Here is a 12,494-nt window from a genome sequence, read left to right as displayed (position 1 = left end):
AAGCGCCTGTAGCATGTTGGAATTATAAGTACCCGCCCTCCGCCTCCGTTAAAAACTGCCCCCGCCAAGGCGTTTGATGTGGAAACCAACAACGAAGACGCTATTACTTCACAACAGCAAGACACTCTCGTCTGTCTTCCACACAACTGGCGAGAGCGCTTCAAGCATTACCATACTCGCCAGATCACCGTCGGTTGTTCGGATGCCGCTGTCTTTCGGCTTGACGCTCCCGGTTTACCTGCCCTATTCATCAAGACAGGACCGGCTCGCACCATAGCGAACTGCGTGACGAAACGGTAAGGCTGCGCTGGCTGGCGACTACCGATATCCCCTGCGCCCGAATACTGGATGAGGCGCATGGCCCTCACAGGGACTGGCTACTCTTGGGTGCAGTGCCAGGCACCGACCTACTCTCCGCCCCTTTCGACGAGGTCGCGAAGGTGAGCATCATGGCCGATGCACTGCGCCAGCTGCATCGACTAGATCCCACCCACTGCCCTTTTGACCACAGCCTCTCCCATCGACTGGCAACGGCTCGCGCCCGAATGGAAGCCGGCCTGGTCGACCAAGAGGATTTCGACGAAGAACATCAGGGATTGGAACCTGCCGAATGGCTGAGTTTTTCTAGCGAACAGCACTTCCCATCGGCTTGGCCAGGCATAAAGAAAAGACCAGCAGTTAAGGACTGAAGGGCGATCTGGTTTTGGCTTTGACTTAAGGTAGGCTAATGGGTGCCCTCCTCTAAACTCAACAAAGTGTTAAGTAAGCGATACATATCTGTAAACATTTCAAACACTCCCAACAACATCTGCCATTTTATCTCTAAAAGCATGGCAACCCCCAAAAGCTCGACTACTCTGACGCCTTGACATCTGCAAAAACAATATGAAGGAGCAGAAAATGAAGGCCAGGTCATTGATAATATCCGTATTGCTCTTGACTGGATGCAATGCAAACTGGAATAGCATATATAGAACCCATGATTTCCAGTTGCCTCAGATAGCTAAAGAAAGGCAGAAATCCGTATTCATAGATATTAATCAAAGGGCGATCGTAAGCGGCAACGACACCATTTGTGCGGAACCCAGCCCAGATGCCATGCAAGCCTATGCGGCTCAACTCGCTGCGTCCGGCACTCTTAGCGACCGGGCCAAGGCAGAGTTAGCAGCAGCGGTACAAACCTCGGCGGCCTACATTGGAGTCAGGTCAAAGAATATCCAGCTCTTCAGGGATGAGTTTTATCGACTCTGCGAAGCGCGCATGAACGACACGCTCGATGACGCACAATATAATTTTTTCCTGGCCCGACTACAGCGTTACTCAGTAGCATTGGCAGCCGTGGAAGAACTCAATCAAGGAGCCATTTCTCCGGCCGTATATTTGTCATCCTCCGGAAGCGCATCAGTAGCGGGACTTGCAGCCCAGCGACAAGAGTTGAGCGCTGTTCAGAGTGAGCTAGCGACGGCGAAAAAAAACCTGGCCGATACACCTTCTGAAACAGCCAAGGCGAAAGTAGCTGAACTCATCGGAAAAGAAGCCGAAATCAAGAAGGCTATCGATGCAAACAAAAACAATTCAGTCAGCGGTAACACCGCAGGTGAAATTGGAACACCCGCACAGGGTACGTCCCAGATAACGGCTGACGCCACTCAAGAAATCATCACAGCCGCCCTAACAGTCAACGACCTCCCCTATATGTGTCTAGAGCGTTTGAACGAATACGCTAAACGAAACATGAGTCTGGACGAGTCTGACTCGTGGTCTCAACTCCCAGACGGACGTATTATTTCCAAGGGTGGTCGTCCGTTGAATGAAGCCGATAGAGTCATCGTTTCATATTGCAAATCCATACTTCAAGCGGCGGGATCCAAAGCGCAATTCTGAGCGTTTGAGAGGACAGACCACATAATCAGTTACTCATTCAATCCGCCCACTGCAAAACTGCCTTCATAACATCAGGAGCACACACTTTTTTTATTCAACACCTCAACACTTATTGTGCAGGAAATGCAATCATGAATCTTAAACCTCAAGAATTGCCTGACGACTCAATTACCGAAGACAAACTCGCGCGCCGCCTGTCTGCACGTATTGGCGCTTTATTTAGCTCAGTCTCCGAAATGCTGGAAAATACCGACCTTGACTACTCGGCGATATCTGCTGGGGATACCCTCCTGGCGCAAGGTTTCCGATATGCAGTCGTGGCAGAAACGGCCGAACCTCATCTCGTGACCGCGGGAGGCCTGAAACTTCGCGTACTTCCCGACGTGTCGGAGCGACTATCGTTGGCAGCATTCGGCGCAGACCCCTCTGGCAGCGAAGATAGCCTGCCCGCCTTGCAGAAAGCAGCCATCGCGGCCAACGAAGCGCAATCTACGCTCGTGGCAAGGGGCCGCTTCAAGCTCAGCCACGACGGTCTCGTTGAACTCACCACTGATTGCGATTTCTCTGGCGCCATATTCGATTGTTCGACTTGGTCGGGGCGCTTTGTCTTTGGAAGAAAACACAGCGCAGTGACCTACGGGCCAGACTCGCCCGTCGTCAGGCTTTTGATGGCTTCTCAGGATCTCGAGGTAGGCTCGTCCAGATTCTCGGGCTGGTTCGGCCGTCCAGAAGTCAGCGACAGCTTTGTCATCATCTACACCGAACAGGATTTCTACACCTACCGCTCAGAGACAAAAAAACGGATCGAGTTGAACAGAGTCTACAAAGACGGAGTTGTATCCTCACCGTTAAGGTATTCCCTGGCCGGCGTCGCCATTTCCTCGGTGAAGGTGTTGCGAATGGAAGATCGACGATGCACAGTCAAGGGATTAACGCTGGACATCCGCAATAATACTATTTCAAATGAATATGTGCGCGTGAGCACCAGCTTGCTCGATCTGGATGTACGCTTCATTCAGGATGAGAATATCTATACGCCGAGAAATCCAACTTACATTTATTTTTTTGAATGTTGTCAGGTCAAAGCTCGCACGGAAATGCAATGGGCCATCCGGAACGAAAACTTCAACTACGCTTATAACTTCCAGCTCAATACATGCTACGACATTGAAATAACGCCGCATGCGGACGGTGAAGGATGGGGGGCGACCGGTAACAATCTTTGCCAGCGGGTGACCCTTCGAGATGGCGTGCTCAGCCGTGTGGATTTCCATCAACCCTTCATGGAATGGTTGCGGCTGCGTAACATGGTGGTGGGGCATAGCGGGATTCTTGTAACAGCGCTGGGTAATTTAGACCTGGACACGGTTACCTTCCATGCTCGTAGCATGGCGAGTCGCAGCGACGGGTTTGTAAAAGGAAGAGGTGATACGGGAGGATTCTGCGATGGCGACCTCCTGATGCGTAATATCAAGATCATCAGCAATAGAGGGGTGGGAGACCTGGAGCTTCTCCTGCACACGCAAAGCCTTGGTACGTCAAAGCCCGCAGGGACCCCTATCGAATATCGATTCTGGCGTAGGATCACCGTTGATGGTCTTGAATATCGATCCCAATTGAATGTGCCGCAACGGCTCTGGGTCAGGCCCGGTAAAATTCAACTTACCGACGCATCAATTGCAGTGTGCGAGGAACTCACTGTCCACAATGCTCATGGCTCCGGCTTGAATGTGGATGTCAATCTCGATGACAGACTGCCCTCGAAAGAATCCATGTTCGCGCTCAAGCTCGATCTGGAAAATATCGTTGGGGAAACTATTTCTATACAGGGTAATAATCCGAGTTTTCAAGTGATTGCATCCATCAGGAACTGTCGTGGCTTTGGCCAAGAAGACGGGATCGCCTTCGAGCCAAAGGCCCCAGGCGAATATACGTTGACCGGTGGATGCGTCTCGAGAATCGACTGTTCTGGCACTCGTCCTTCCACTGCGCCCGCCCAGCTCCAAGCCTATGGCACCGTTATTGTGGATGCCAACGATGATCATGACTTGATCACTGCTGGCCAGAATTGCGATATCCGTTTAATAGACTGCACATTCAGGGTGCCCGTGCAGGACCGGCTTGCCACGTTACTGGGCGCCCTGTTAGAGCGTCCCAGGTTCTTCATCAATGGCGCTAGAAAAGTCTGGCCTCTCGGTGAAGACTTGCATGGGAAGCCAGGAAACCTCGAACTACCTCATCCCCCACGTGAAGGGCAAAAAATCAGATTGGTCATGGGATACACCAGTAATTCGACCGCAACCGAAGTGGAATTGCTTATACCGGCTGTGGGAGGGCGAACGGTCTTTGCCGGCTTTCATGAGGACGATGAGCCTGGCTTGGGCATCTTGCACCGCACTGCCGAGGCTACTCTCGCTGTATCGGGGCGTGTCTGGTTCAGGTATATACGGCTCGGGTGACATGAAGCTCGTCACACGGCAGGGTGTTTAAACGGCTTTGTCAGTTTGCGCGACGTTCATCGGATGTTGGATACAGAACTCTGGTGCGGCTGCGCCGAAAGCGGAACATCGAACACCCGATCGAACCCCCACTGAAAAACCAGCGAGTAAAAAAAGAAAAAGGCAAAGAGCCCCAGGTTGGTCACCAGTGCCAGCCACAGACTGATGCCTAGCCATGCCCCAATCACGGGAGTCAGTATCAGCGTCAAGCCGCCTTCGAACCCCAGGGAATGGAGCAGTCGCCGCCGCCAGTCGCGATGGCGACTGTACTGGCGACGCTCCCACCACTCGAACAGACCATTGAAAATCATGTTCCAGGCCAGCGCGACAGCGGAAATCACCAGCGACAACAGGGTTGAATAGCCCATGCCCTGGTCGTAGATCAGCGCCAGCGTAGGGGCCACGAACAATACACCGCCGGCTTCGTAGAGCACGGCCTGAAGGATTTTGCGGGGCGTACCTTGCATAGGTGGTCTCCTGGTAACGGTGCGGGACCACAGCCTGGCAAGTTGAGCGTCGGCGGACAAATGAGCTAAATTGAGCCACGCTCAACTCGAGTAACCCTCTCGCCCATGTTTGCCAAACTGCCCCTCACCGCCTTGCGCGGCTTCGAGTCTGCCGCACGGCTGGGCAGTTTCAAGGCAGCGGCCCAGGAACTGAATGTCAGTCCGGCGGCGATTTCCCATCAGGTCAAAAGCCTCGAAGCCTTCCTCGGCGTGCGCTTGTTCGAACGCTCCAGCCAAAGCGTGCGCCTGAGCGCCGACGGCGAGCGCCTCCACCCGTCACTGCACCGCGCCCTGCTGGATATCCAGCAGAACCTGCAGGCGCTGTCACCGTCGTCTGCCGCGCGGTCCCTGGTAGTGAGCACAACACCGGCGTTCGCCAGCCTATGGCTGATTCCACGGCTCGGGAATTTTCATCGGTTGCACCCAGAGATCGACATCAGTCTGCACAGCAGTAACGAGGTGGTGGATCTGCGACGGGATGCCAGCATCGACCTGGCGATCCGAGCCCTTTTCACACCTGACCCACAGCTGTTCGAGCAGCCGTTGCTGGACGAGTATTTTGGCGCTTACTGCCGTCCCGATTGGCAACCGCCCGCATCAGCCTCGCCTATCGAGTTGATTGACGTGCCGTGGCTGAGCAGCGCGAGCGTCGCGGTTGACTGGCCAGCCTGGTGCGCCGAGGCGGGCACCTTGGGCTGGCTGGATAAGGCGCGCTTCAGGCGTTATGACGAGGAACAGCATGCACTGCAGGCGGCAATTGCCGGGCATGGGCTGGTGCTTGCCAGCAACGTGCTGGTGGCCGAGGCTGTCTCGCGTGGAGACCTGGTGGGCTATCGGCCTGAGGTTCGCCTGGTGGGCGCGCGATATACCGTGGTGTGTGTACCGGGGAGGGAGCGGCAAGCGGTGGTTCGGGCGTTTAGTGAGTGGTTGCTTGAACAGAGTAATGGCTGAATGGAAAAGACCCTACTCTGGAGGCCCACCTCTCGATCTGTGCCCCTCTTATCTCAGGCTTTCCGCCGACTGGCCCCATTGCCTCGGACTGCTATGCTGAGAAACCAAGTCATCAATGTAGACTGGAGAATGATTGGCCCCAAATAAATGTGCTGGATTCAAACCATGACGCGCGCCGAACGCTAGCCAGCACGGACTCTGGCAATGCGCAGGGTGTCGCGTATTGATTTTTTCTTCCGTAAGCAAGCCGTGACAGTGAATCATCGGCGGAAAGAATGAAAAACAATAAAGTTGCTGGATTGCAGCTTAGAGAATACAGAGGACGTATGAATTTTCGATTCGACATACAGGCACTCAGGGGCCTTGCTGTTGCTTTTGTAGTAATAGACCACTTAGGTTTCGAAATATTGAAATCTGGATTTCTGGGTGTAGATATATTTTTTGTTATTTCCGGCTATTTGATTACCGGCATCATCGCCAGCAAGATGCTCCACAAGGACTTCAGTCTCTCTGAATTTTATTACAAGCGTGCAAAACGACTGATCCCTGCAGCCTATATCACAATCCTGGCGACGTGCCTAGGTGCTTATTATGTATTAACCCCAATGGAAATCAGGGGCCTACTCCATCAGGTTGCCGGCGCCGTAACCTATACAACCAATCTTGTTCTATTGAGCCAAACTGGATATTTCGATGCGGACGCATCGACAAAACCACTGTTGCACTTATGGTCTCTTGCTGTGGAAGAGCAATACTACCTGATATTCCCGCTACTACTTATGCTCACCGCTCCTCGACACTGGTTAAAAATTGTTATTGCCTTACTCAGTGCCAGCCTTATGGCGTGCGTGTACTTAAACCAAACCCACCCCTCAGCGACATTTTATCTCCTCCCCACGCGTGCCTGGGAGCTTCTAATTGGTTCAGCCGGCTATCTCGCCGCTCAAAAATACACCATAAAAATTCCCACTCCATTTTTTTCAGCGGCAATCATTGCAATTCTGGTGGTGCCCACTCTGGAACTTAAATTGGGGCATCCAGGCCCAGCCGCGATTATAGTATGTCTTTCAACGCTGATCATTCTCTGGACCAATAGCACGCTGGCAAATACTTCACCTTTAATGAGCCCGCTTGTCAGGCTCGGCGACATCTCCTACTCACTCTACCTGGTTCATTGGCCAGTCATCGTTTTTGCACATGCGGTGGTCCACGGCACATTCACCACGCAGATGCAGATATCCTTGCTCTTGGCATCGCTCCTGTGTGCGACAGTCCTTTATATTTTTGTCGAGCGACCTAGCCGTCAGGCAAAAATTTCTCGATCCGGGCTTGCGTGGACGATCAGCATCGGGGCGGTAGTGCTACTTTCAACTCAATATACCGCAACCCGATACAACAATAACAAAATAGACTTCGAGAATATTTTGCGCCCCAATTATGGCCTGGATAAATCCTGCGATAACTACATATTCAAGGATAACGAAAAATGCCGAACATCGAACTCAGTTCGCAACATGGTCTGGGGGGACTCTTACGCCATGCACACCATCGAAGGCATCAAGAACCACAGAAAAGGAGGAGTTTCACAGGCCACGTACAGTGCTTGCCCACCCTTCTTGAATACCGCGCCTTATAACCCAACACGAGAAGATGCGGAGCAGGTAGCCAAATATTGCATATCGTTCAACGACAATGTGTTATCGGCGATCAAGAACAACCCGAATATTAAAACCGTAATACTCGCAGCTTCCTTCTGGCAATACACTGTCCCCACCAACAAAATGCTGACAAGGGACAACGAAGGTAAAACCCACATAGTCCCTACAAGCCTGGATCAAGTGCAAGCAGACTTGGGAAACACCATACAAGAGCTAAAACTACTCGACAAAGAAATTATTGTAATCGGACCGCCGCCCTCAGTCGGCAATGAGAACATAAGCTGCATGCAGAGACAGCTATCGGACAACTCAACCACACAAGCAGATTGCACGATACCTCTAAAAAATTACAAAGATTACAATTCAGGGGTTCTCACGCTTCTCGATACCATCGAAAACAAATATGCGATACAGGTCATCCGCTTAAGCGACGCATTATGCGACGAGAAAGTTTGCCGTACCGTTGTGGATGGCGTGCCCATGTACCGGGATTCGGGACACCTCTCATACGTCGGCTCCGCAAAAATCTTTGATATTTTGGCGAACGCGAAAAGCCTCTGGTAACTACGGACACCACCACACGTCATCACCCGCCAGGCCCAGCCTACCCGCTGGGCTTTTCATTCCGATGGGCAGGTGCATCGACTGCTTGGTACTCGATTGGAAAATGTGAAGAGCGTTTCGCCTTGTAGACCCAATAAGTTGTGCCGTGAAACTCTAGAGACTGCCCTGGAAGCCTGGAAGGTAAAGTCGGTCGAAACAGAACGCGCCTTCGTCTAGCCTTCAGACAAGAGGTGGGGTCGCTCCACATTCTGTTCGGATATTGAGAAAGGCATGCCAAGCATCTACAGCGTCATGATGCCGCTGGGTGGCATCCTCCCAAAAAGGACCGGATACCTCTTTGGCAGAAACCAGCATCATCATTTTTATCGTCGCGGCATCCAGCTCTTTGAGAAGCTCATGGGATGTAGCCCTGAATTCTTCAAACGACGTCATTGAATTTGCCTCGAGCGGTGTTCACCGCCATTGAGAAATATATATTCCTCGGGCAGTGGAGTCTCCCACACGGCATTAATTCCAAAGGGTCGGACCGCCGGTCAATTCATTTCGAAGCCAGCCTTACCGGGCCGCCCCCTGGCCGCTCACGACTTTGAATCCCCCTGTAATCAGTCCATCTCATAGCCGTGGCCCACACCCGCTTTCTCCTTCAATGAAGAACCCTGCGACTCTCTCCAATCCTGATCCGATCGAGCGCCCTGTTCAAAGCATCCAAGGCATCGATCAGGGCTTTCGCCTCGGCTTCCCGCCCATCGCCCCACAGACGCTCGGCCATTTTGTTCAGTGCCTGGATAGCGCGCTCAATGTCAGCAGCAGTCGGCGCTTTACTTTCCTGAAGTTTCTTTGGCATTGACTGACCTTCTTTCGGGCGTTGCCGCATGGAAATTGGGATAGACCACGATTTTTGAGCTATTGGCCCTTCTCACGATCATGTTCGGGTACGGAAGCTTTGCCTCGACGATCTCGGTGAACCGGCCAACGATTTGTTGTTCTGGTTCGCAGTGATCCGCCTTCGCCGCATGAGCCTATCGCAGATGGCCGGCGGTAGATCGATAGGGCGAGTGGTAGTCTTGCCATCATCCGCCTTGCCGAGCACATGCCGATAAGCGCAATGTCGCGGCGTCGGCTAATCTTCGATTTTTGGCAAGGAGCCAACCTGATGAACTTCAGAACCGCTTGGGCGTTTCTCGTAGCCACGTCAGTTTCGGGCTGTGGAACCATCAATACCACCTTCCGCGACGACATCATCGCAAGCAACAAGCTGGCCCGCTGGAACTCGCACTGCGACTCGGTGCCAAGAATCTATAGCGGCGCTGTTTTTGACTACTGCACGCTTGATGCTGCACCTCGTCAAAGCACTGGCTTCGACGGACATCCCTCTGCATCGCTCATTGTGCTGGATATGGGACTGTCCGGGCTCGCTGACACGCTTGTTTTGCCCTACACGATTTACTTACAAAACAAGCACGGGGATATCAAGAAGGCGATTGTTGAATAGCTGTCCTTGACAGATATCGCACAGCATCGGCCTCTCCATATCCGGGTCCGAACAGTGCCAGCAACAACGTCAGGGGGCATCCGACGTTTCCTGAATAGAGGACTGTTTCTTTTAAGCAATTAATTGTCCTGAGCGTACCTGGCTCGGCTTTTCATAAAAGTGTCCAGCGCAGAAAAAATCTGTCCCTTCTCCCTCACGAAATCAGCCCTTATACAGACACTTATGGACAAGTAACGGCCTTTCGAGACTGCTTCTTGGTCCACAGAAGACGACCGTTGATTCTTCCATCAGACCATGACTCGGTAACCAGAGCGCAATTGCCGCTCAGGTTCTCGACAAACGTCCTTGGATAACCTTCAGGCTTATCTCCACCCAGACGCATCCAGTTTGGATCTGGTGAGGTCACTGATTGATAAGGCATGCAGGCTACCAGTGTGACCAGCGAGAGTGCCAAAACTACTTTTTCCATATAAATCCCAATCATTTGGCAATAGGCTAGTCATCCAGCCATCAAACACACCAGTCGTCTGAACTCGAATTCACAACCCTCTCGCTCTTAGTGACAGCACTATTTAGCACCCTGACCATTCGCTTTTCGTCTTTTTGGAGCGAGTGTGCTGCTCGAAGCCATCGTCCGTGAAGGCGCCCAATGAGGGAGCGGGCAAAAAACGCGGAGTGTAGATCGATCGGATGCTTTCCCAGTGTGAGTTACGATGAGGACTTGCTGAAAGTGCCGCCATACCACTCACCTCAATCGGCGGAAACCAGAAAGCTGGTGACAGGCCGCAATTTGAGTTCACGTGCAATCGGACCGTCTCATCATCGTGGTCTGGCCCTGTTTTCCTTCCATCCGGAGCCCACAAGACCATTGTCGCGAGTGACGATGAGGAGATGGGGAAAGACTTCGACTTGAACTCATGCTCACTTTCCAACCCACTGTAACGCCCCCCTGGTGATGCTCGCCCCCTACGGGCTCGGCCAGCGAAGAAGGCACGGAAACGACGGAAGGGGTTTAAATCGGACCAGGCCATGTCCAAGCGTGCCTGCACCATCTCATTTTTCGCCTGGACGATCTGCCCTGCCAAACTTAGCGCCCTCCTTTTGAACTCCCTGTGAAGCGCCTGCTCCTCGGTCTCGTTTCCCAGTGGCTTAACTTTCATCTCGGAAAATGTGAAAAGCGTTTTGTCGCTGAGCACGTAAAACGTGCCGCGACATTTTTGTATATTGCCCTGAAAGATAAAATCGACCGAACAGAACGCATGTTCGTCCATGTCTATGTAGTACAGCGGCTCACCCAGGAGATTTCGAACTATTCCGTCCTGGTGAATCCGACCCAAGGGTGCCCCATCGCTGCCATTGCCTTTGAAGACCAGGTAGCGGCCGTTCGTGTAGTTGTACGGCATTAGCACTCCCAGTTGCCGATTCGCTGCATCCATGACCCTCTCCACAACGCTATCAGAGAAAAAGGGGTAGATACCTTGCGCTTTTGAATCTGTCGCAAATCTTATGCGTATCAATAGGCGCCTGCATTCACTCCGTTAGCATCCGCGCTGCTGCGAGTTCTAAAGATAATTATCTTGTGGTGCTTCGTGTTTAGCACTTGAAAAGCACATTGCACCAGGTACACCACCCTTCAGCTGCGCTTCGGTTCATTGGAAAACGGAAGGGAGAATGACGTGTATCGGCAACCGTCAAAACCAGTGAGAATTTTATGAATCTACGCCGAAGCTCGTCGGCTGGAACGCTCATGCCCGCTCCATCGACTATTTGAAGCACGCCGCCCGTCACCCTGCTGTCAATCCGTTGCCACTCACACTGCCAGCCTGTCACCCACGTGAAATCTCGAACTTGATAGTCGCCAGTGGCGCTTTGGCATTGAGCGAGTTTCTTGTTGGAAAGGTCAAAGACAAAAAACAGGGGGCTTGGATAGCCGAGCATCTGAGTATCGTCAAGGCTCAGACCTTCTTTCAGGTTGATGGATGCTACAAGTGCTTTCGCTCGTCTCTTGCGCCATATCAAGTACCCTATGGCGAGGCAAAAAATAGAACAGGAAGCCACGAAGAGCTGACGTCCTTCGACTGTAAGCTGATCGGGCCAAAACCGTACCACGCCCCACAAGATTCCTATCGTCGCAAGCCCCGATACCCAAGCGGCGGGGATCACTATGCTGTTAGCGAGGCTAGCCCCGAGCGTCCTCAAACAGCTTTTCATAACTGTATCCTTATAGGAGAGCTCGCAGGTTATCACTCACAGAGCGCTAACTTATAAGACTTGGCCCGCAATGCGTAGGTACGTGCCTTGAGCAGAGCTTCGTTTGCTTGGTTGCGCTGGGAACCTCACCGTTGGCTGGCTAACCTCTTCAGCCGTCCAGAGCCATCATCGACGTATGCAATTACGCCCAGAAACGCGGCGAGCTCACAGGCGAGCTGTTTCTGCTGATTGACTTTTTTCCCGACGACACGGCGAGCGATTAACAAGCGCCCGTTTTCATACTCGACATAATTACTGTAGGACGAGCGAAAAACAGCCGCGTGGCCGTCGGGCTTGAGCACTATTCGCAGCGGTGTACGTTTCGTTAGCCGATACCATCCGAGGAAAGCCACACCAGACGATCGCACAATCAGTGAAACACGCTCGCTGATATCCCTGCCCAGTTGATATACCCACCACATCACAACAAGGCTTGCGAGGATGATGCCCGGCCATTGCCTCCCAGGTAACGACAGCCCGGTCGATAAGCTGATGCAGAAGACTGCCGTGATGCCCCAGGGTGTCTGGCGAAGCAGTGGGACAAAGAGCAAACGACCGATGCCGATCTGCGGCCGGATGACGAAAACCTCGTTGGAGCCGAGTGATGTCATCCGTAATTTTCTATCGCAGTCTGGGCACGCAGCCATTCACTCACCAGCCTGAAGATCGACTTGGAGAACGGGAGTCTGCT

11 protein-coding genes and 1 pseudogene are annotated in these 12,494 nt (G+C 52.6%); 6 read left to right on the top strand and 6 right to left on the bottom strand.

Features of this window, described 5'->3' with window-relative positions:
* Positions 1-102 precede the first annotated feature (102 nt).
* From BLU85_RS04720 to BLU85_RS04710, 3 genes and pseudogenes are all read left to right on the top strand, one after another.
* Positions 103-611: pseudogene (locus BLU85_RS04720) on the top strand (phosphotransferase); the annotation flags it as partial.
* Positions 612-900: 289 nt separating this feature from the next.
* Positions 901-1,884, top strand: coding sequence for a hypothetical protein (locus tag BLU85_RS04715; RefSeq protein WP_092203771.1), 984 nt, complete (start codon positions 901-903; stop codon positions 1,882-1,884).
* Positions 1,885-2,015: 131 nt separating this feature from the next.
* Entirely contained in the window at positions 2,016-4,343 is a 2,328-nt protein-coding gene (locus BLU85_RS04710) for a hypothetical protein (protein ID WP_092203773.1), read from the top strand.
* Between the two features lie 56 nt (positions 4,344-4,399).
* Here BLU85_RS04710 and BLU85_RS04705 read toward each other — a convergent pair whose 3' ends face one another.
* Positions 4,400-4,849, bottom strand: a complete 450-nt coding sequence (locus BLU85_RS04705; RefSeq protein WP_092203775.1) for a PACE efflux transporter — start codon at positions 4,847-4,849, stop codon at positions 4,400-4,402.
* A gap of 105 nt (positions 4,850-4,954) precedes the next feature.
* On the opposite strand from BLU85_RS04705, the gene BLU85_RS04700 reads away from it, so the two are divergent.
* Entirely contained in the window at positions 4,955-5,839 is an 885-nt protein-coding gene (locus tag BLU85_RS04700; protein WP_092203777.1) for a LysR substrate-binding domain-containing protein, read from the top strand.
* Between the two features lie 275 nt (positions 5,840-6,114).
* Positions 6,115-8,061, top strand: a complete 1,947-nt coding sequence (locus BLU85_RS04695; protein ID WP_092203779.1) for an acyltransferase family protein — start codon at positions 6,115-6,117, stop codon at positions 8,059-8,061.
* A 219-nt stretch (positions 8,062-8,280) separates the two neighbouring features.
* Here BLU85_RS04695 and BLU85_RS04690 read toward each other — a convergent pair whose 3' ends face one another.
* Positions 8,281-8,493, bottom strand: coding sequence for a hypothetical protein (locus BLU85_RS04690; protein WP_092203781.1), 213 nt, complete (start codon positions 8,491-8,493; stop codon positions 8,281-8,283).
* A 211-nt stretch (positions 8,494-8,704) separates the two neighbouring features.
* A complete protein-coding gene (locus BLU85_RS04685; protein WP_092203783.1) occupies positions 8,705-8,905 on the bottom strand; it encodes a hypothetical protein in 201 nt (66 codons plus the stop codon).
* 309 nt (positions 8,906-9,214) lie between these two features.
* On the opposite strand from BLU85_RS04685, the gene BLU85_RS04680 reads away from it, so the two are divergent.
* Complete coding sequence (locus BLU85_RS04680) at positions 9,215-9,553, top strand: YceK/YidQ family lipoprotein (protein WP_092203785.1); 339 nt, start codon at positions 9,215-9,217, stop codon at positions 9,551-9,553.
* A gap of 572 nt (positions 9,554-10,125) precedes the next feature.
* Here the strand turns inward: BLU85_RS04680 and BLU85_RS04670 are convergent.
* The 3 genes from BLU85_RS04670 to BLU85_RS04660 form a co-directional block, all read right to left on the bottom strand.
* Entirely contained in the window at positions 10,126-10,989 is an 864-nt protein-coding gene (locus BLU85_RS04670) for a hypothetical protein (protein ID WP_170847623.1), read from the bottom strand.
* Positions 10,990-11,146: 157 nt separating this feature from the next.
* Entirely contained in the window at positions 11,147-11,764 is a 618-nt protein-coding gene (locus BLU85_RS04665; RefSeq protein WP_092203787.1) for a hypothetical protein, read from the bottom strand.
* Between the two features lie 125 nt (positions 11,765-11,889).
* Complete coding sequence (locus BLU85_RS04660; RefSeq protein WP_092203789.1) at positions 11,890-12,414, bottom strand: hypothetical protein; 525 nt, start codon at positions 12,412-12,414, stop codon at positions 11,890-11,892.
* Between the last annotated feature and the right edge of the window lie 80 nt (positions 12,415-12,494).

It is taken from the genome of Pseudomonas sp. NFACC14 (assembly GCF_900106885.1).
In the GTDB taxonomy this organism is placed as follows: domain Bacteria; phylum Pseudomonadota; class Gammaproteobacteria; order Pseudomonadales; family Pseudomonadaceae; genus Aquipseudomonas; species Aquipseudomonas fluorescens_AA.
The sequence above is the reverse complement of the archived record's forward strand: the minus strand, read 5'-3'. Positions and strand labels throughout refer to the sequence as shown.

What these genes read in the sequence shown, in the direction of transcription:
- BLU85_RS04710 (WP_092203773.1), top strand. Translation starts at nt 2,016, where the DNA reads ATGAATCTTAAACCTCAAGAATTGCCTGACGACTCAATTACCGAAGAC.
- BLU85_RS04715 (WP_092203771.1), top strand. Translation starts at nt 901, where the DNA reads ATGAAGGCCAGGTCATTGATAATATCCGTATTGCTCTTGACTGGATGC.
- BLU85_RS04705 (WP_092203775.1), bottom strand. Translation starts at nt 4,849, where the DNA reads ATGCAAGGTACGCCCCGCAAAATCCTTCAGGCCGTGCTCTACGAAGCC.
- BLU85_RS04680 (WP_092203785.1), top strand. Translation starts at nt 9,215, where the DNA reads ATGAACTTCAGAACCGCTTGGGCGTTTCTCGTAGCCACGTCAGTTTCG.
- BLU85_RS04695 (WP_092203779.1), top strand. Translation starts at nt 6,115, where the DNA reads ATGAAAAACAATAAAGTTGCTGGATTGCAGCTTAGAGAATACAGAGGA.
- BLU85_RS04700 (WP_092203777.1), top strand. Translation starts at nt 4,955, where the DNA reads ATGTTTGCCAAACTGCCCCTCACCGCCTTGCGCGGCTTCGAGTCTGCC.
- BLU85_RS04670 (WP_170847623.1), bottom strand. Translation starts at nt 10,989, where the DNA reads ATGGATGCAGCGAATCGGCAACTGGGAGTGCTAATGCCGTACAACTAC.
- BLU85_RS04665 (WP_092203787.1), bottom strand. Translation starts at nt 11,764, where the DNA reads ATGAAAAGCTGTTTGAGGACGCTCGGGGCTAGCCTCGCTAACAGCATA.
- BLU85_RS04660 (WP_092203789.1), bottom strand. Translation starts at nt 12,414, where the DNA reads ATGACATCACTCGGCTCCAACGAGGTTTTCGTCATCCGGCCGCAGATC.
- BLU85_RS04685 (WP_092203783.1), bottom strand. Translation starts at nt 8,905, where the DNA reads ATGCCAAAGAAACTTCAGGAAAGTAAAGCGCCGACTGCTGCTGACATT.
- BLU85_RS04690 (WP_092203781.1), bottom strand. Translation starts at nt 8,493, where the DNA reads ATGACGTCGTTTGAAGAATTCAGGGCTACATCCCATGAGCTTCTCAAA.